Origin of the sequence: Pseudomonas sp. IAC-BECa141 (assembly GCF_020544405.1) — a bacterium.
Taxonomy (GTDB): Bacteria; Pseudomonadota; Gammaproteobacteria; order Pseudomonadales; family Pseudomonadaceae; genus Aquipseudomonas.
In genome coordinates, this window is sequence record NZ_CP065410.1 from 6,041,780 (window position 1) to 6,061,223 (window position 19,444).

At 57.6% G+C, this 19,444-nt stretch carries 18 protein-coding genes and 1 pseudogene; 10 read left to right on the top strand and 9 right to left on the bottom strand.

Features of this window, described 5'->3' with window-relative positions:
- Window positions 1-55 precede the first annotated feature (55 nt).
- From spoT to I5961_RS27815, 3 genes are all read left to right on the top strand, one after another.
- Window positions 56-2,161 (top strand): bifunctional GTP diphosphokinase/guanosine-3',5'-bis pyrophosphate 3'-pyrophosphohydrolase, encoded by a 2,106-nt coding sequence (gene spoT / locus I5961_RS27805; protein ID WP_085696816.1) that lies wholly within the window; start codon window positions 56-58, stop codon window positions 2,159-2,161.
- A gap of 24 nt (window positions 2,162-2,185) precedes the next feature.
- The gene (locus I5961_RS27810; RefSeq protein ID WP_085685905.1) at window positions 2,186-2,566 is read left to right on the top strand and encodes a RidA family protein; all 381 of its coding nucleotides are present in this window, start codon (window positions 2,186-2,188) and stop codon (window positions 2,564-2,566) included.
- Window positions 2,567-2,639: 73 nt separating this feature from the next.
- The gene (locus I5961_RS27815) at window positions 2,640-3,380 is read left to right on the top strand and encodes a hypothetical protein (protein WP_085696815.1); all 741 of its coding nucleotides are present in this window, start codon (window positions 2,640-2,642) and stop codon (window positions 3,378-3,380) included.
- Window positions 3,381-3,443: 63 nt separating this feature from the next.
- On the opposite strand, the gene I5961_RS27820 is transcribed toward I5961_RS27815, so the two are convergent.
- Window positions 3,444-4,301, bottom strand: coding sequence for an NAD-dependent epimerase/dehydratase family protein (locus I5961_RS27820; RefSeq protein WP_227233917.1), 858 nt, complete (start codon window positions 4,299-4,301; stop codon window positions 3,444-3,446).
- A 188-nt stretch (window positions 4,302-4,489) separates the two neighbouring features.
- Between I5961_RS27820 and exbB the strand changes: the two genes are divergently transcribed.
- The 6 genes from exbB (at window position 4,490) to I5961_RS27850 (ending at window position 11,395) form a co-directional block, all read left to right on the top strand.
- Window positions 4,490-5,443, top strand: coding sequence for a tonB-system energizer ExbB (gene exbB, locus I5961_RS27825; protein WP_227233919.1), 954 nt, complete (start codon window positions 4,490-4,492; stop codon window positions 5,441-5,443).
- 6 nt (window positions 5,444-5,449) lie between these two features.
- Window positions 5,450-5,878 carry a TonB system transport protein ExbD gene (exbD, locus tag I5961_RS27830; RefSeq protein ID WP_064379836.1) on the top strand — a complete coding sequence of 143 codons (429 nt, stop codon included), beginning with the start codon at window positions 5,450-5,452 and terminating at the stop codon, window positions 5,876-5,878.
- A complete protein-coding gene (locus tag I5961_RS27835; protein ID WP_085702317.1) occupies window positions 5,875-6,624 on the top strand; it encodes an energy transducer TonB in 750 nt (249 codons plus the stop codon). The genes exbD and I5961_RS27835 overlap by 4 nt, the downstream gene beginning before the upstream one ends.
- Window positions 6,625-6,900: 276 nt before the next feature.
- The gene (locus tag I5961_RS27840) at window positions 6,901-7,830 is read left to right on the top strand and encodes a hydrogen peroxide-inducible genes activator (protein ID WP_064379831.1); all 930 of its coding nucleotides are present in this window, start codon (window positions 6,901-6,903) and stop codon (window positions 7,828-7,830) included.
- Window positions 7,831-7,839: 9 nt separating this feature from the next.
- Window positions 7,840-9,915: an ATP-dependent DNA helicase RecG gene (recG, locus tag I5961_RS27845; protein WP_227233920.1), complete on the top strand. Its 2,076-nt coding sequence runs from the start codon at window positions 7,840-7,842 to the stop codon at window positions 9,913-9,915.
- A 79-nt stretch (window positions 9,916-9,994) separates the two neighbouring features.
- Window positions 9,995-11,395, top strand: coding sequence for an aminoacyl-tRNA deacylase and HDOD domain-containing protein (locus I5961_RS27850; protein WP_085702315.1), 1,401 nt, complete (start codon window positions 9,995-9,997; stop codon window positions 11,393-11,395).
- 120 nt (window positions 11,396-11,515) lie between these two features.
- Here I5961_RS27850 and I5961_RS27855 read toward each other — a convergent pair whose 3' ends face one another.
- Window positions 11,516-11,902 carry an SCP2 sterol-binding domain-containing protein gene (locus I5961_RS27855; RefSeq protein ID WP_227233922.1) on the bottom strand — a complete coding sequence of 129 codons (387 nt, stop codon included), beginning with the start codon at window positions 11,900-11,902 and terminating at the stop codon, window positions 11,516-11,518.
- Window positions 11,903-12,484: 582 nt separating this feature from the next.
- Between I5961_RS27855 and I5961_RS27860 the strand changes: the two are divergent.
- Window positions 12,485-12,861, top strand: a pseudogene (locus tag I5961_RS27860) (DUF6124 family protein).
- 56 nt (window positions 12,862-12,917) lie between these two features.
- Here I5961_RS27860 and I5961_RS27865 read toward each other — a convergent pair.
- From I5961_RS27865 to I5961_RS27895, 7 genes are all read right to left on the bottom strand, one after another.
- Window positions 12,918-13,355, bottom strand: coding sequence for a hypothetical protein (locus I5961_RS27865; RefSeq protein ID WP_227233924.1), 438 nt, complete (start codon window positions 13,353-13,355; stop codon window positions 12,918-12,920).
- A 4-nt stretch (window positions 13,356-13,359) separates the two neighbouring features.
- Window positions 13,360-13,959 (bottom strand): lysozyme inhibitor LprI family protein, encoded by a 600-nt coding sequence (locus I5961_RS27870; RefSeq protein WP_085702313.1) that lies wholly within the window; start codon window positions 13,957-13,959, stop codon window positions 13,360-13,362.
- A 111-nt stretch (window positions 13,960-14,070) separates the two neighbouring features.
- Entirely contained in the window at window positions 14,071-14,316 is a 246-nt protein-coding gene (locus I5961_RS27875) for a hypothetical protein (RefSeq protein ID WP_227233926.1), read from the bottom strand.
- A gap of 53 nt (window positions 14,317-14,369) precedes the next feature.
- Entirely contained in the window at window positions 14,370-15,278 is a 909-nt protein-coding gene (locus I5961_RS27880) for a tetratricopeptide repeat protein (protein ID WP_227233928.1), read from the bottom strand.
- Window positions 15,268-17,895, bottom strand: a complete 2,628-nt coding sequence (locus tag I5961_RS27885; RefSeq protein WP_227233930.1) for an EF-hand domain-containing protein — start codon at window positions 17,893-17,895, stop codon at window positions 15,268-15,270. Before I5961_RS27885 ends, I5961_RS27880 begins: the two co-directional genes overlap by 11 nt.
- The gene (locus I5961_RS27890) at window positions 17,895-18,404 is read right to left on the bottom strand and encodes a hypothetical protein (RefSeq protein ID WP_227233931.1); all 510 of its coding nucleotides are present in this window, start codon (window positions 18,402-18,404) and stop codon (window positions 17,895-17,897) included. Before I5961_RS27890 ends, I5961_RS27885 begins: the two co-directional genes overlap by 1 nt.
- Window positions 18,405-18,422: 18 nt before the next feature.
- Window positions 18,423-19,442, bottom strand: a complete 1,020-nt coding sequence (locus I5961_RS27895; RefSeq protein WP_085702312.1) for a tetratricopeptide repeat protein — start codon at window positions 19,440-19,442, stop codon at window positions 18,423-18,425.
- Window positions 19,443-19,444 lie beyond the last annotated feature (2 nt).

The window sequence follows — 19,444 nt, forward strand, 5'->3', positions numbered from 1 at the left end:
CTATGCCTGGTCGACGTAGCAAGGCGCGGGATCACAGCTTGCGGCAGGAGTCATCATGCCGAGCATAGACGCCCTCGCCGATCGAATATCGACCTACCTCGGTCAGGACCAGGTCAATCTGGTCCGCCGAGCGTATTTCTACGCCGAACAAGCCCACGACGGCCAACGCCGCCGCAGCGGCGAGGCGTATGTCACGCATCCTCTTGCCGTGGCGAACATTCTTGCCGACATGCACATGGACCATCAGAGCCTGATGGCCGCGATGCTGCATGACGTGATCGAAGACACCGGTATCGCCAAGGAAGCGCTGCAAGCGCAGTTCGGCGAGACCGTGGCCGAACTGGTCGACGGGGTCAGCAAACTGACCCAGATGAACTTCGAGACCAAGGCCGAAGCCCAGGCGGAAAACTTCCAGAAAATGGCCATGGCCATGGCGCGCGACATTCGCGTGATCCTGGTCAAGCTCGCCGACCGTCTGCACAACATGCGCACCCTGGAAGTGCTGTCCGGTGAAAAGCGCCGGCGCATCGCCAAGGAAACCCTTGAAATCTATGCCCCCATCGCCAACCGGCTGGGCATGCATTCGGTACGCATCGAGTTCGAAGACCTCGGCTTCAAGGCCATGCACCCGATGCGTTCCGCGCGGATTTACCAGGCGGTCAAACGCGCCCGCGGCAACCGCAAGGAAATCGTCAACAAGATCGAAGAGTCCCTCGGCCATTGCCTCGCCATCGACGGCATCCAGGGCGAAGTCAGCGGTCGCCAGAAACACCTCTACGGCATCTACAAGAAAATGCGCGGCAAGCGTCGGGCCTTCAACGAGATCATGGACGTCTACGCGTTCCGGATCATCGTCGACAAGGTCGACACCTGCTACCGCGTACTGGGTGCCGTGCATAATCTGTACAAACCGTTGCCGGGCCGCTTCAAGGATTACATCGCGATTCCCAAGGCCAACGGCTATCAGTCGCTGCACACCACGCTGTTCGGCATGCACGGTGTACCGATCGAGATCCAGATCCGTACCCGCGAAATGGAAGAGATGGCCAACAACGGCATCGCCGCCCATTGGCTGTACAAATCCAGCGGCGACGAGCAGCCGAAAGGCACTCACGCCCGAGCCCGTCAGTGGGTCAAAGGCGTGCTGGAAATGCAGCAACGTGCCGGCAACTCGCTGGAATTCATCGAAAGCGTGAAGATCGACCTGTTCCCGGACGAGGTCTATGTGTTCACGCCCAAAGGCCGGATCATGGAGTTGCCCAAAGGCTCCACGGCGGTCGACTTCGCCTACGCGGTGCACACCGACGTCGGCAACAGCTGCATCGCCTGCCGGATCAACCGTCGTCTCGCACCGCTGTCCGAACCGCTGCAAAGCGGTTCCACGGTCGAGATCGTCAGTGCCCCCGGCGCGCGGCCGAACCCGGCGTGGCTCAACTTCGTGGTCACCGGCAAGGCGCGAACCCATATCCGCCATGCGCTGAAACTGCAACGCCGCTCCGAATCCATCAGCCTCGGCGAGCGCCTGTTGAACAAGGTGCTCAACGGCTTCGACAGCGCGCTGGAACAGATTCCGGCCGAACGCGTGAAGGCGATGCTCACCGAGTACCGCCTCGAACTGATCGAAGACCTGCTCGAAGACATCGGCCTGGGCAACCGCATGGCCTATGTCGTGGCACGCCGCCTGCTCGGCGAAGGCGAGCAATTGCCAAGTCCGGAAGGCCCGCTGGCGATTCGCGGCACCGAAGGTCTGGTCCTCAGCTATGCCAAATGTTGCACGCCGATCCCGGGCGACCCGATTGTCGGCCACCTGTCGGCTGGCAAAGGCATGGTCGTGCACCTGGAAAACTGCCGCAACATCAGCGAAATCCGCCACAACCCGGAAAAATGCATCCAGCTCTCGTGGGCCAAGGATGTCACCGGCGAATTCAACGTCGAACTGCGCGTCGAGCTGGAGCACCAGCGCGGCCTGATCGCCCTGCTGGCCAGCAGCGTCAACGCAGCCGACGGCAATATCGAGAAAATCAGCATGGACGAACGCGATGGCCGCATCAGCGTCGTCCAGTTGGTGGTCAGCGTCCACGACCGTGTGCACCTGGCCCGCGTGATCAAGAAACTGCGCGCCCTGACCGGGGTGATCCGCATCACCCGCATGCGCGCATAACTCAAACAATACAAGGAGTCATACATGACCAAGACTGTTATCAGCAGCGACAAGGCCCCGGCCGCCATCGGTACTTATTCCCAGGCGATCAAGGCCGGCAATACCGTTTACATGTCGGGTCAGATTCCCCTCGATCCAAAAACCATGGAACTGGTCGAAGGCTTCGAAGCCCAGACCGTCCAGGTGTTCGAGAACCTGAAAGCCGTGGCCGAAGCCGCCGGCGGTTCGTTCAAGGACATCGTCAAGCTGAACATCTTCCTCACCGACCTGAGCCACTTCGCCAAGGTCAACGAGATCATGGGCAAGTACTTCGACCAGCCTTACCCGGCTCGCGCCGCCATCGGCGTGGCAGCCCTGCCGAAGGGTTCGCAGGTTGAAATGGATGCCATTCTGGTCATCGAGTAATGCGGCATGGCGCGGTCCAACACACCGCGCCGACTGCTCTGCGGTAAAGAAAAGGTTTTGAAAGGATTCCACCATGCGCAAAGCGCTTGCTCTCTCGCTGCTCGCCATTTTCCTCGGCGGTTGCGCCAGCAACCCTGCCGACCGTGACATCAGCGGCACCTGGATCAATCAGGTCGCCATCGATGCCGCTGCCAAGGGCGGCCCCCTGCGCGAAGCGCTTCAGGCTTACGGCCCGAATCTGGAGTGGGACGTCAACACCAAGGCCGGCCAGGCCCGCTATACCAACGGTTTCGAAAACGTCGAAGGTCGCTTGCTCGGCGAACAGTCCGGCGTCTGGAAAGTCGACTTCTATGGCAGCTCCGCCAGCGAGCTGAAACGTGACGGTGGCCAACTGCAACAAGCCGCCAACGAAAACGAACCGGAACAAGTCTTCGACCGCGCGCAAATTCCAGTGCCGGACGGCGCCCCGATCGGCGCCAGCTTCGAACGCGCGCTGTATTCCGCTTATCTGGGCGGCAACTGGACGATCACCAGCGGCCAGGGCGAAGGCGCCACCGTGCAGTTCCAGGCTGACGGACAAGTCTCCGGTCTGCCGGGTGCCGACCGCTATGCCCTGTGCCTCGCGGGCGATTGCGCGTCGATGAGCAGCGGCAACGACAGCATGTGGTTGCAGCAGAACGGCCAGGGCAACAACTGGATCTTTGTGCGCAAGGGCAAAGAGCTGGAAATCCTGCAGGCCGTGAATACGGCGCTGGCGGACGAACAACCGCAGTTCACCCCGGGTGAGCGCAAGTGGTTGCTCGAGAAGCAGTGATCTGCGCTTGAGACAAGAAAGGCGGAAGCAAGCCATTGCTCCCGCCTTTTTTATGTCCGCAAGTCAGCAGCGACCTTCAAGAATCGCGGCATACCCCTCGCGATAACTCGGATACCTCGGCACCCAACCCAACGCCTTGGCCCGTGCATTGCTGCAACGCTTGCTGCCGGTACGACGCACACTCTCGTCTTCCGACCATTCGGTGACGCCCAGATACTCGCGCAGCCACGCCACCACCTCGGCGAGCGGCGCCGGCGCATCGTCCACGCCGATATAGATGTCATCCAGCGCCACGCCCTTGCGATCCGCGTCCAGCAGATAAGCCATCAACCCCGCCGCATCATCGGCATGGATGCGATTGCCATACAGCGGTGGGTCAACCGCCACACGATAACCACGGCGTACCTGGGTCAGCAGCCATTCACGTCCCGGGCCATAAATGCCGGTCAGGCGCACGATGCTCGCGGGAATGCCGCTGTTGAGCGCAACCTGCTCGGCCTCCAGCATCAACCGACCGGAATAACCCGCGGCAACGGTTTCGGATTTTTCATCAACCCATTCGCCGTTCTGCTGCCCGTAAACACTGCTACTGGAAACGAACAGCAACCGATCAGGCTCTTGCCCGTAATCGTTCAGCCAACCCAGCACATGCTGCAAACCCTGCACATACGCCGCGCGATAACCGGCCTCATCGTGATCGGTGGCCGCCGCGCTATACACCAGGTAATCGATAGCGCCCACCGGCCAGGTCGCCGGGCAATCCTCATTGAACAAGTCACCGGCCACACCGATAACGCCCTCCGGCAAACGTGAAACATCCCGGCGCAGGCCGTATACCTGGAAGCCGGCAGCCAGCAATTGCGTGGCCAGACGGCTGCCGACATCACCGCAACCGGCGATCAAAACAGAAGGCGCGGACATCAAAAATCTCCCATCGGAAAGCGACAGACTAGCCTCGGCAAGGGACGAGCGGCTAGCAATGAAGGAAAAAAAGCAACTCTATTACTTTTGTTAACAAGAATTACTTGCAATAATGCACGCCACTTTTGTTCTCGGCCTCACGAGGCCTGGAAGAGCATCACCGTTTTTCTATCTCAGGTCCGGCCAGCATGACACGCATTCAAAACTCCGCTTCGCCAACCAACCGACCTCGCGCCTGGAGCGCCGTGGCTGCTCTGCTGCTCAGCCTGATGCTGGCACCAGTTGCTGCATTCGCTGACGCACAAGCCCCGGCCGCGCCAGCCGCCACCGAGCAGAGCGCTCCGGCCGCCGCACCTGCCGCGACCGATCCGGTGCAGGCCGTAGAGGCCAGCGCCGCCGATGGACCGGAAGTCCTCGAAGCCGACAACAGCCTGGGCATGGCCCATGACCTGTCGCCATGGGGCATGTACCAGAACGCCGACGTCATCGTTAAAGCCGTGATGATCGGCCTGGCCATCGCCTCGATCATCACCTGGACCATCTGGATCGCCAAGGGCTTCGAGCTGATGGGCGCCAAACGCCGGCTGCGCGGTGAAATCGCCAACCTGAAAAAAGCTGCCTCCCTCAAGGAAGCCAGCGCTACCGCGGCGAAAGAAGGCACGCTGGCCAACCTGCTGGTACACGACGCCCTGGAAGAAATGCGCCTGTCGGCCAACGCCCGCGAGAAAGAAGGCATCAAGGAGCGCGTCAGCTTCCGCCTCGAGCGTCTGGTCGCCGCCTGTGGCCGCAACATGAGCAGCGGCACCGGCGTCCTCGCCACCATCGGCTCCACTGCGCCGTTCGTCGGCCTGTTCGGTACCGTGTGGGGCATCATGAACAGCTTCATCGGCATCGCCAAAACCCAGACCACCAACCTTGCCGTCGTAGCACCGGGCATCGCTGAAGCGCTGCTGGCTACCGCACTGGGTCTGGTTGCCGCGATTCCTGCCGTGGTCATCTACAACGTCTTCGCCCGCTCCATCGCCGGTTACAAGGCTCAGGTGTCCGATGCGTCGGCTCAGGTTCTGCTGCTGGTCAGCCGCGACCTCGACCACCAGCCTGAGCGCAACAGCTCGCAACCGCACATGGTGAAAGTGGGGTAATCGGCCATGGGCCTGCATTTGAAAGAAGGCGCAGACGACGATCTGGCCGAGAACCACGAAATCAACGTCACGCCGTTCATCGACGTGATGCTGGTGCTGTTGATCATCTTCATGGTGGCCGCTCCGCTGGCCACCGTGGACATCAAGGTTGACCTGCCTGCCTCCACCGCCAAACCGGCACCGCGGCCGGAGAAACCGGTATTCCTCAGCGTGAAGGCTGACCAGCGCCTGTTCATCGGCGATGACGAAGTGAAAGCCGAAACCCTCGGCGCCGCACTCGACGCCAAGACCCAAGGCAAGAAAGACACGACGATCTTCTTCCAGGCCGACAAAGGCGTGGATTACGGCGACTTGATGAGCGTGATGGATAACCTGCGCGCCGCCGGCTACCTGAAGGTCGGTCTGGTCGGACTCGAGAGCGCAGTCAAGAAATGATCACGACGCGCCATAAGCTGACGCGTTACAGCGGTAGCCTGGCCGTGGTGCTGGGTGTTCACGCGCTGGCCATTGCGCTGGCGCTGAACTGGAACGCCCGCCCGCCCATCGAATTGCCGCCGCAGGCAATGATGGTCGAGCTGGCACCGGTTCCGGCCCCGCCACCGCCCGCACCGCCGAAAGTCGTCACGCCACCGCAGCCACCGGCTCCGGTTGAAGAACTGCCGATCCCGAAACTGGCCGAAGCGCCAAAAGCCGAGATCGCGGTGCCCAAGCAAAAACCAAAACCCAAGCCAAAGCCGCAACCGCCCAAGCCGGTTGAGAAGAAACCGGAGCCTGTGAAGGAAAAACCTTCCGAGGAAAAACCGGCGGAGCCTCAGCAGACCCAGGCGCCGACGGAGAAATCCGCCCAGCCGGCACCGGGCCCGTCGCCTGCACAATTGGCGGCCAAGGCCAGTTGGCAAGGTACCCTGCTTGCGCATCTGGCCAAGTACAAAAAGTACCCGGCCAGCGCTCAGGCACGGGGCAAGGAAGGTTTGAACCGGTTGCGTTTCGTGGTTGATGGCGAAGGCAACGTGCTGTCGTTCGAACTGGTGGGCCGTTCCGGCAACGCCGATCTGGACCGGGCCACCCTGGAAATGATCCGCCGCGCCCAGCCGCTGCCCAAGCCACCGGCCGACATGCTGACCAATGGCGCAATCGAAATCGTTGCGCCGTTTGTTTACTCGCTGGAACGCCGCCGCTAGAAGGCACCGCAAAACCTGTGGGAGCGAACTTGCTCGCGAAGAGGCCTGTCAGGCAACGCTGCTTCGTCTGATACACCGCTTTCGCGAGCAATCTCGCTCCCACAGGGTTCTGCGACAACCGGACGAACCCGACACAAAGGCACCCAAAGGTGCCTTTGTCATATCTACCAACGGCAAACCGGCATTGCCCGGTGTCGCATTCATCACTCAGTCTGATAACGTGCGTCTATCGATTGCAGCCGGTATGCTTGGCCCGCATCTTCATGGACGCTTGCTATGACTCTCACAGAATTACGCTACATCGTTACCCTCGCCCAAGAGCAGCATTTCGGCCACGCGGCCGAGCGTTGCCACGTCAGCCAGCCGACCCTGTCGGTGGGCGTGAAAAAGCTTGAAGACGAACTCGGTGTGCTGATTTTCGAGCGCAGCAAAAGCGCCGTGCGCCTGACCCCGGTCGGCGAAGGCATCGTCGCTCAGGCGCAAAAAGTGCTGGAGCAGGCCCAGGGCATCCGCGAACTGGCCCAGGCCGGCAAGAACCAGCTGACCGCCCCGCTGAAAGTCGGCGCGATCTACACCGTCGGCCCGTACCTGTTCCCGCACCTGATTCCGCAACTGCACCGGGTCGCCCCGCAGATGCCGTTGTACATCGAAGAAAACTTCACCCACGTGCTGCGCGACAAACTGCGCAACGGCGAACTGGACGCGATCATCATCGCCCTGCCGTTCAACGAAGCCGACGTGCTGACCCTGCCGCTCTATGACGAACCGTTCTACGTCCTGATGCCGGCCCAGCACCCGTGGACGCAAAAAGAATCCATCGACGCCGCCCTGCTCAACGACAAGAGCCTGCTGCTGCTCGGCGAAGGCCACTGCTTCCGCGATCAGGTACTGGAAGCCTGCCCGACCCTGACCAAGGGCAACGACGGCGCCAAGCACACCACGGTCGAATCCAGCTCGCTGGAAACCATTCGCCACATGGTCGCCTCCGGCCTGGGCATTTCGATCCTGCCGCTGTCGGCGGTGGACAGCCATCACTACGCCCCGGGCGTGATCGAAGTACGTCCGCTGTCGGCACCAGTGCCATTCCGCACTGTGGCCATCGCCTGGCGCGCCAGTTTCCCGCGGCCGAAAGCCATCGAGATCCTCGCCGACTCCATTCGCCTGTGCTCGGTCGCCAAACCTGCCGCGCCGGTCACGGCCGGTTAAGCCAGAGTCATGACTGAGCTGTCGCAGGTCTCGGTCACCGCACTCAAGGGTGTCGGTGAAGCCATGGCCGAGAAACTGGCCAAGGTCGGCCTGGAGAACCTCCAGGACGTACTGTTCCACCTGCCGCTGCGTTATCAGGATCGCACCCGCGTGGTGCCGATCGGCGCGCTGCGGCCGGGACAGGACGCCGTGGTCGAAGGCACCGTCAGCGGCGCCGACGTGGTCATGGGCCGGCGTCGCAGCCTCGTCGTGCGTTTGCAGGACGGCACCGGCGGCCTGAGCCTGCGCTTCTATCACTTCAGCAACGCGCAGAAAGAAGGCCTCAAGCGTGGCACGCGGATTCGCTGCTACGGCGAAGCCCGACCCGGTGCGTCAGGGCTGGAGATCTACCACCCGGAATACCGCGCCATCAACGGCGACGAACCGCCGCCGGTGGATGAAACCCTGACCCCGGTCTACCCGCTGACCGAAGGCCTGACCCAGGCGCGCCTGCGCCAGTTGTGCATGCAGACGCTGACCCTGCTCAAGCCGGCCACCCTGCCCGATTGGCTGCCGACCGAACTGGCCCGCGACTATCAACTGGCGCCGCTGGCCGACGCGATCCGCTACCTGCACAACCCGCCCGCCGATGCCGACGTCGACGAACTCGCCCTCGGTCATCACTGGGCCCAGCATCGTCTGGCCTTCGAAGAGTTGCTGACTCACCAGCTATCGCAGCAGCGCCTGCGCGAAAGCATGCGTTCCCTGCGCGCGCCAGCGATGCCGAAAGCCACCAAGCTGCCCGCGCAATACCTGGCCAACCTCGGCTTCAATCCGACCGGCGCTCAGCAACGGGTCGGCAACGAAATCGCCTACGACCTCAGCCAGCACGAACCGATGCTGCGGCTGATTCAGGGCGACGTCGGTGCGGGCAAAACCGTGGTCGCCGCCCTCGCGGCGCTGCAAGCGCTGGAGGCCGGCTATCAGGTAGCTCTGATGGCGCCGACCGAGATCCTCGCCGAGCAGCACTTCATCACTTTCAAGCGCTGGCTCGAACCATTGGGCATCGAGGTGGCGTGGCTGGCCGGCAAGCTCAAAGGCAAGAACCGCGCCGCCGCGCTGGAACAGATCGCCGGCGGCACGCCGATGGTGGTCGGCACCCACGCGCTGTTTCAGGACGAAGTGCAGTTCAAGAACCTCGCGCTGGTGATCATCGACGAACAACACCGCTTCGGTGTGCAGCAACGTCTGGCGCTGCGGCAGAAAGGCGTCGGCGGGCGCATGTGCCCGCATCAACTGATCATGACCGCCACGCCGATTCCACGGACGCTGGCGATGAGCGCCTACGCCGACCTCGACACCTCGATCCTCGACGAACTGCCGCCCGGTCGAACCCCGGTCAACACCGTGCTGGTCACCGATACCCGCCGCGTCGAAGTCATCGAGAGGGTGCGCAGCGCCTGCGCCGAGGGCCGTCAGGCCTATTGGGTGTGCACGCTGATCGAAGAGTCCGAAGAGCTGACCTGCCAGGCCGCCGAAACCACTTTCGAAGACCTGACCGCCGCCCTCGGCGAGTTGAAGGTTGGGCTGATCCACGGCCGCATGAAACCCGCCGAGAAAGCCGCCGTCATGGCCGAGTTCAAGGCCGGCAACCTGCAACTGCTGGTCGCCACCACCGTGATCGAAGTCGGCGTGGACGTGCCCAACGCCAGTCTGATGATCATCGAAAACCCCGAACGCCTCGGCCTTGCGCAACTGCACCAGTTGCGCGGTCGCGTCGGTCGGGGCAGCGCAGTCAGCCATTGCGTGCTGCTCTACCATCCGCCGCTGTCGCAAATCGGCCGCCAGCGCCTGGGCATCATGCGCGAGACCAACGACGGTTTCGTCATCGCCGAAAAAGACCTCGAACTGCGCGGCCCCGGCGAAATGCTCGGCACCCGCCAGACCGGCCTGCTGCAATTCAAGGTCGCCGACCTGATGCGCGACGCCGATCTGCTGCCCGCCGTACGCGATGCCGCCCAGGCCTTGCTCGAACGCTGGCCTACCCATGTCAGCCCGTTGCTCGACCGCTGGCTGCGACACGGGCAGCAATACGGCCAAGTGTGAGCACCGTCGCAGTTTCTCAAAGCTCGTTCCAACCAAGCTGGTTATACTCCAGCAATTGTTTCAAAAACGGATACAGACCATGACCGAAGCTGCTCTCGCCCCCGAATCCCCGCACGCTCCGTCTGTTATTCGGCTGCTGCTCAACAAGCTGGGCGTCGCCTACGAAGAAGTGCTCGACCACCACGGCCTCAACGCCTCGCGCAAAGTGCAGGCCGTGTTGCTGGACGACGCGGTCGGTGCGCTGATGGTGCTGTTTCCACAGAGCCAGTTGCTGGATCTCAACCGCCTCGCCGAACTGACGGGCCGTCGCCTGACCGCCGTGTCCACCGAGCGCCTGGAAAAGATGCTCGGCAAACACAGCCTGAGCCTGCTGCCGGGCCTGCCGGCGCTGACCAGCTCGCCGTGCCTCTACGAAGAAAGCCTGCTGCGCGAGCCGAAGTTGCTGATCAACTCCGGCGAGCCGGGCCTGCTGCTGGAAATCGCCAGCGACGACTTCAAGACCATGCTGACCAAGGCCAGCGCCGCCAACTTCGGCGAAGCCCTGAGCAGCATCCGCCCGAACCTCGACCGCCCGGACGATGACCGCGAGGAAATCACCCAGGCCGTACAGGCGTTTACCGCGCGGCGCATCCAGCAGCGTCTGGAAGCGACCATCGAGATTCCGCCACTGGCCGAAACCGCACAAAAAATCATCAAGCTGCGCGTCGACCCGAACGCCACCATCGACGACATCACCGGCGTGGTCGAAACCGACCCGGCGCTGGCTGCGCAAGTGGTGAGCTGGGCGGCGTCGCCGTACTACGCGTCGCCGGGCAAGATCCGTTCGGTAGAAGACGCGATCGTCCGCGTGCTGGGCTTCGATCTGGTGATCAACCTGGCTCTGGGCCTGGCCCTCGGCAAGACCCTGAGCCTGCCGAAAGACCACCCGCAACACACCACGCCGTACTGGCAGCAGTCGATCTACACCGCCGCCGTCATCGAAGGCCTGACCCGCGCCATGCCGCGCGCCCAGCGTCCGGAATCCGGCCTGACCTACCTCGCCGGCCTGCTGCACAACTTCGGCTACCTGCTGCTGGCCCACGTGTTCCCGCCGCACTTCTCGCTGATCTGCCGGCACCTGGAGGTCAACCCGCACCTGTGCCACAGCTACGTCGAGCAACACCTGCTGGGCATCAGCCGCGAACAGATCGGCTCCTGGCTGATGCGCTACTGGGACATGCCGGACGAACTGGCCACCGCCCTGCGCTTCCAGCACGACCCGAACTACGACGGCGCCTACGCCGAATACCCGAACCTCGTCTGCCTGGCCGTGCGCCTGCTGCGCAGTCGCGGCATCGGCTCCGGGCCGGATGAAGACATCCCGGATGCGCTGCTGGAGCGTGTTGGTTTGACTCGCGACAAGGCCAATGATGTGGTCAGCAAAGTACTGGAAGCCGAAGTCCTCCTGCGCGAACTGGCTTCGCAGTTCAGCCAGGCCTGATTTGCGCTCATAAAAAAGGCCCCGCACTCAACCGAGTGTGGGGCCTTTGTATTTGATCGTTCCCACGCTCTGCGTGGGAATGCAGCCCATGACGCTCCGCGTCACAGCCTCACGCAATACTCAAGCAGCCTTGGCCTTCGCCTTCCGCGGCTTCAAATACTTCATCAACCCCTGAAACCACATGACCAGCGCCGGATTCCCCTTCAGCTGGATCGACTTGTCCTGAATCCCCTGCATGAACGCCAACTGCTTGTTCTTCGCCTGCATCGTGGCAAACCCGAACGCCGCATCCTTGAAGGCAATCGCAAACGCCGGCTCCGCCACCACCCCGGACTTGCTGGTAATGCGCTGATCTTTCACCACGAAATGCCGCGCCACTTTCCCGTCCAGAGTCTGTAGCTGAAACACCAGATCCTTGTCACCCAACTGCTGCTGGAACGCAGGATTTGTCCGACTGGCCTTACTCATCAACAGACCCAGCATCCACAGAAGAAAACGAAATTTCATGCGCACAGCCTCAAAAGGAAAATGAACGGCCGGGGGAGTGTAAGGGATTCGAACGGATTCGCCACTATCTTGGACGGATAGAAGACGATGCATGGCTTTTCTCGCATGATGACTACCAAGTCACGATTTCCGCCCCACAACCTGATCGTTCCCACGCTCCGCGTGGGAATGTCTCCCGTGACGCTCCGCGTCACACCATCCCCCCGTCCTACACCTGAAGAAACACATTCCTGTAGGAGCTGCCGAAGGCTGCGATCTTTCGGTCTGCTGCCCCGCAAACCTATGGGAAATTTCCTGCGAAGCGCCGGGATACCTATGAACTAGGCAGGCTGGGACATCACCGATAGCCTCTGTGTGTCACCGCAAAATCGGTGACTCGGACGTGCAAGTCCGGGCTCGTCATTCATCCGGTTATAGCTATTCACCATGCATTTTCCTATGCTCGCGAATCGTTATGGCGGCTGTGTGTGGGAGACCTTTGGGTCTGCCGGTTGCCGAGTCCGGTCTTGCACACCTATACACAGCTGCCACCCTTTCGAAGCAAGCGAAGTGGTGTCGGCTCCATGACTCGGTAAAATCACGATGATCAAACCAACACCCAATCCCCCGAAATTCCAGAAAACCCGGAAACCTCCCCTTACGAATCCCTCGATTCAAAGAAACTCCACGAAGCCGCCGAACGCGCCCTCGACCACCACTTCAAACCCAGAACCACACGCCCCAAACGCCTGGGCGGCCTGTTCGCCCTCTGCCCCAACGCCGACGCTGAAGCCCTCATGGCCAACGCCTCCGAAGACCTCCTGTCCATCAGCGCTTTCGCCGCCAACCTGGCCGACGACCTCGACGGCCCCCGCCGCTCGATGGCATTGGGCCTGAGCAGAATGGCGGATGGCGTGCGGTTAATGGTGGAAGGCACGCTCGATCACATTGAGTTTCGGGAGTATCAGGGCAAGCCGTAGCTGAATCGCGGGTGGAAAAAAGGGGACGTTGAGTCCCCTTTCGAAACTATCCGTTCTTACCACTGGCAACCGGTCTCAGGTGTCGCCTCCATGGTGATGTCTTGATCGAACGAGTACTGCTTGCCCGATTTGTAATTCCTGTAGTGCATCGAATTCACCCTCGCACCCTGAGTTGCCATCTCATATTCTCCAGTCACCACACCGTCAGAAACTTCTACCCACGTCGTCGTGAACTGATGAGGGCCTTCCTCAGTCATGACCTCGTCCTCGGTGTTCCGATAGACAAGGGGGATAGCTTTCTTCGACTTGCTATACCTGACACCTGCGCCGCCCCATTTGGTGACAGTGTCGAAATAGGTTCTGAATTCAAAATTGATGTTGTTTCCATCAAGTGAGCGAAAGCAAGAAACCCGCGTTGAGACTTCGCTATAGGCGGCAAGCGGAGAAAGACACAGCGCAACAAAGAACATTGAGGCAGTTTTCAAACCGTTCATTCCTTCAACGATTAAGAGGTAATTGAAAGCGCATGCGCACTGCGCAGTTAGCGATGTCCTCCCGGAACACACGCTCACTCATTTCGCAGTGCCCATCGACGTATTGCCGCCACAACGGATCGTCGAAGTTGTCACCCCCCAATCGTTCCATCGAAGCCGTCAGACCTTTTTCTCGATCCTGCCCCGCCATGGCCGATGCAGCTTTATAAAAACCGTCCAGGGGTAACCCAGTCTGCAGAGCAACCAATTCCCCCAACCGGGCATTGCTTGTTTGCACCAGGCACCCAAGCCTTTCGATGGGCGCCTCTGCACCGGGCAAGGCCGACTGATAGACATCCTCGCAATACGCCTCTTTGAAGCGCACCCACTTCTTTTGCACATCAGTCAGTTTCTTCTTGTCGGTCGGCGCCAAACCGACCAGCGCTTTCTTGTATTGCTCATTCAGCACTGCATCGACTTTCTCGAAAGACTGCTGACCGCAAATGATCAAATCGGGATTGGAAAAGCTGTCGGGATTGCAGGTTTCCTGAGCATGCGCAGGAACCAGCAAAGCAGCCAAAGAAACACCCGCGACCAGTTCAAGGAACGTCTTGAGTTTGATCATGATCCGGATACTCCAGAGCTGCGCTCAGCAACCCGAGCAGGAATCTTCGAAGCCTTTCCTGCTTCCGACATGCTCGATGCATATTGCTTGTACGCCGGCACCGCGCGCTCTTTATCGTTCATAGCCCATTACTGTCCGAAGCGGTTTCAAGCAAAAACGGGACGAATTTGTTTTCGCAAAATCGAGCGCAACAAATAAATCCGCCCCCTTTAACTCACCGACAACAGTCGTTTCACTTCGCATCCCTTGATTGATGAATTGCAATCCAATACCCCGCAAAAAAAAACGGAAGAACCAACCGGACAATTCAATTTGAAGTCCCTTGGCAGAAACCCCATCAAACGACAGCGCTGCCAAGGCCCAGCCATGACTGGTGAGCCTTAATAAAGAGTAATCTGCAACTTCTTCTATTACTGCGCCGTAGCGCGCTGCCTCACCCGATCAGGAACCTTGGCTTGCTTGCCATCTTCGTTCATGAGTTCGATGTACACCTTGTAGTTTTTTTCTGCGGATGCTTGATCACCTTCCGCCCAATAGGCATCTGCCAGATTAAGATAGGCGACTGTCCGCCTAGGACTTTCTGAAATAACTTTTTTCAAGAGCCAAATTGCGTCGTTGTTGAAGCCTGCCTGCTGCCAAAAAAATGCTACGTCATTGAACACTTGCTGGCTGGCAGAAGAATAACCATACTCACCAATGTAGCGTTCAATAAAACTACGCTTCGGAAAATCAGCAAACCTGGACTCATCCTTATAAAGGCGCGATGTAGCATTTTTGAACTCAATCAACAGCTCTTCTTTTATTTTTTTTTCCACGCCGGAAACCAATTGTAACTTACTCAAGCAATCAGAACTTTCACATTTCTGCGTTTCGTCATGCTCAAGTACCGAATAGCAATATGGTTGCGGCTGCCCCGCAGAGCCAGGACCTTTCTGCAGATATATAAGGCCATCATCATTTGTATTGATTGATTGACAATAAGGAACCACACCAAAAGTATCAGGTACTCCGGACCTGTTTTTACCAATATCTACACTACTTACGATCTTGCTCGCATCAAGTGTTTGCACCTTTCCGTTAGAACTAAGTATCCAGAAGCTGTTTTCCTGAGAGCTACAGTCACATTCGCAACTCAATATATAACTTTGGCTCCTGATATCAAATTTCGCCTTCGGAACGCCATCAGAACCACAGAAGTTCTCCGAAATAGCCACAGAACAAATATTGGTATCAGGATCGCATACTAATTTTTTGCTTTCGCTCCACGCCGGTGAAGAAAACAAAATCAAAGTAATAAACCAGCGGAATTTAAAGCTCACAAATATCACCCTCAACGATTATTCCGTAATTACCGTTTTCTCGCGTGGCCGTATTGCCACTCATTGTAGCGGTATATTTTTGTCCTTGAATGATCCCCATCCGACGACTGAATGCATCAGCCCTGTAGGCCGTCGCCGCTTTTTCTGCTCGTTTTTTACATACAAAAATCAGTAGTTCTTTCTGAGTTGTAATATTGGCGCTTGGGAACTCAGTTCTAATAAGCTGTTCCGCCTTCGAAAGGTTGTTCTGCTGAACACACAAATCGTATAGCGCACAGTACGTCCGTAGCTGAATCTTCGCCATCAAATTCGGTGCCAATTCGCGCATCAATTTGATGCAAGACATCACATTGTCATTGTATTTCGCCGCATGATTCAGCTGAATCTTCTGAAACGCCTCGACTTCGCCAATTTTTTTAAAGGCCGACTTCCACCCCGCGTTGTTGTTGGCGATCACTCCCGACGCCCAACTCATTTGGGCAGTCGTATCCGCAGAGTTCAGCGAAGTTATCAATGCCTGGAAATTCATGTTGGCGCCAAAGCATCCATCAAAAGTAGCTTGATCCGCTCCCCGCATCTCCAACAAAACCGGCCCCAAAGTACCCTGCCCAAAGTTCCACTGAATAACACCGAAAGACATTCCTTGACCGTCGAAGTTACCCGCCAGTGCCTCATAATCCAGCTTGCTCTTTCCTTCGTATCCGGAGGAAACCAATAGGGCAATTTCTTTCGCCTTGCTGAGTGGGATACAAGCAGCTGACAGCGCGTTCGCTACAAATGCAATCGAATGAAAATGCCATATCAAATCGGTACTGATGGCAGCCTTTTCTTTCAGATCATCCCAAAATACATAGCTGCTGATCCTTTCTTTTTCATGCTTCAGTGTCTTCGGAGCATGCTCAAGCTCTGTATCGAGCCGGCTCCATTTGGGAGCATCTGCTTTCGCTTTCCACTCGGTCGGATGATGGGCCACCAGCCTGGACCATTGCGAGCGCGTGTCTGGGTTTTTCAAAGCCTCGGCCAACTCGGTCGGATCGACGTCCCCGCTCTTGTCTTTATCGATCTTCGCAAACAGATCCTGAAAGAACGCAGGCATGTCTTTCGGATCGAGAAATCCGTCCGCTGTCGCATTGGTTTCTTCGACGATCTGAAACCCCAGCTTTTCCCAATCATGCTGAGTGATGATTTGTGCACCGGCTTTCTTGACCAGGCCGTTGACCGCCTGAGCATTGTCAGTGACGGTCACATCGTAGTAATCGTCGGTACCCACTTTAATGACCGGGGCCTTGTTCAAATCAACCGCATGTTCCGTTTTCAGCACCGTACTATCCGTCGCAGGTGCTTTTTTCTTCAACTCACCTCCGGCCGGCAAATACAGATATTGCTTGCCGATCTTCAGCCCAGCCGTATTCTTGAGGAAGTCTTTTATGTCGGCTTCGGCAGTAAATATCTCGACGTGTACTTGATACTTACTCGCTACACCGCCATCTTCGCCGGTCAGATTTTCAGTCAATCCCAGATAGCCAATCGGATCTCCCGCCTTGATACCGGTACTGGCAGATTCTACAGAATTGAAGCTACTCGGGATTACATCCCAGGCAACGTGGTCGTTTTCCACAATCGCCCAAAAGCTGGGAGGAAGGCTTCCCGCCCCTGCCAAACTACCACTGCTGGTACACTTCGCCATTCGGCGAATTGTCCCGGAAACATTGAGATTCAGAACCTCTTTGCTTTCAAACTCCACCGTACTATGAGGGGTAAGTTGCAGCGAGCCCATCTTGGCACCGGCGGCCTGTCCATTTTGGGGCGAGACCGGATCTTGATAAAGTTCCAATCTCTTCAATGCGGTTCCCTTCACCTTGCCTTGCCAATATTTGGGCTTTAAACGCTCCGGGATCGGGTCTGCCAGCCATATACGTGCGGGTTTGGAGTTTTTGTAGGGCTCTCCATCTTTCAAGTACGCGAACCAGACCTCTTTGCCAGCTTCGCGAACTTTGTGGCCACTTTTTTTAACGCTACCTGACAGGATTTTCCCTTTCGCATAGGTAACGTTGCCTAAGTCCTTTTGATCCAATATCTCAAGTTTGGTCCCCGCAACGAGCTTTCCGACGTTCTGTATGCTGCTGGATTCAGGGAAATCGTCGTAAGCGTTGAAGTCACTTACTTTCATGGTCACTTTAGGCTTTGGAGTTTCTTCCTCAGTCAGCGGATAACGCTTGAAGGGCAGAAGGTGCATGTACAAGCTGTAGAAATTAAGCTTGTTTTGCTTGCCTTTATTCGGTCCTTCTTCTGGGTTTGGTGCAGATTTGTACTCATGTCGCACCAAACAAAACGAGTTGGAATACTTAAGTTTTTTCTCATTTTCGCCGAATGTGGACTCCAAATAATCTTCGTTAAGTCGGTAGGCCACAACTTCACCGTCGGCCATACACCGAATTGGTTCGTTCAAAATGCATTGAGGAGCGCTGGCATTGCTGATGTGAATGCCGCCGTGCCAAAACTTGTTGCTGCCCAGCAGGTAGTGGCCAGCAGTTTCAGCCTCTAGGGCTTTGTATACTTCATCTGCTCCAGTGAACTGCTTACCATCTGGTTTTCTAAATGGATATTGAAAACTCATCAATGGTGCAGCCCCCGCAGCTGCCGGTGCGGGAGCGGGAGCGCCCCCCCCGTCCGAGTCGACTCCTTAACCCTTAAAAATTTTGTAGGGACTGGCCAGTACCAAGCCTTCCCAACGGCACCGAATTTGGCAGTGGCTGGTCCAGAACTTTGTGCTCCGAAGAATTCTCCAAACTCAGAATCCAGCGTACTGTCATAACTTTCTACAATACCTGTATGGTTTAACGTCTTGTTTTGATGATTTGACGTGGCATTAATCCAGAGTACGATATCTCCCCGCTTCACATTAGCCGGGCTTATCACATCGTAATATTTGAGCGCTTCCTGGCTATTAAGCCCGGCGGTATTCTGATAAGGAACTTCGTAGCCCGCCCCCGTCAGCAACAAGTTAACCATATGAGAACAGTCGACAATTTTTTTACCATTCTCTACAGCGTAACCATCCCCGCCCTCCTTATAGCTATAATTCGCGCTGGTGTAATTTCCAGATAAATCCAGTGGCTCTGTCATTTCTGCTTCCTGCAATAATCAATAGCAATAGCTGGCTTTAGCAATTCCAGCAGGCTGCTTATTCAGACGTTCCAAATGTGCGATAGACCCTTTGCTGCCTTTTTGGGCAGCGAGTTGGTAGCAGGCAATCGCCCTGGACATGTCCTTAGTAACCAATTCTCCAGTTTCAAAAGCTCGACCGAGTGCATTTGTTGCAAAGGCATCTCCCATACGGGCCGCCTGCGTCAACGCTTCTTCAGCCTCTGCTGGATGCTGGCATGGAGCATTAGAGGAAACATTGTTTCCATCGCAATAAAACAACGAAAGGCTCATCGCACCCTCAGGCAAAGTGGTCGCTGCTGCCTTGAATAGCTGTTCAACCTTATTAGTTTCTAGCTGCGGAGCCATGCCAGAAAGGCTCAAACTTGCAGCATTCAAACTAGCCTGAGGATCACCGGAAGCTGCTGCGCATAGGTAGTTTTCCAAAGAAGCTTCAAATAACTCACCTGTGAGTCGGTACTGCTCTAACCCCCCCAGGCCTCTGAAGGCTTCTGCACGCTGGAAGCAAAAGTTCTCTGCCTCGCTCATGTGGGCATTGCTCGCCTCTACGAGATCTTTCTCTCTGATCGACCAATCTTCAACACCCTCAAGCACCCAACACGCTTGGCGAGAAAAGTTGAAGATCTTGATGTGGCTGTTACCTGCTCGCTTGTCCACTACGTTGAAATGGCTATCGTCGATCGCTTCGACCACCACGCGTTCAGTCTTGTCTGTGCCCACAGGCGACATGAGCGGAAATGGCAAACTGGAGCTCTTGACTCCCGTCGTTTGTGGCTCAAAAACTCCGTGTTCTCCCACTGGCTTCAAAACAAGCGACTTCACCGTCATCGCAGTCAACCGCTGCTGAGTTTCAGCATTCGCAGAGAACGCCGTCAGGAATTGGGAAAAGTCCTCAGACGGACAATCATCAGCATAAGCGCTGCCATGAAACAGGCTCAGCAGCGAGGCGGTGAAAGCCGCTACCGCGAAACCGTGCCTTTTCTTCAAAAAACCATTCATGT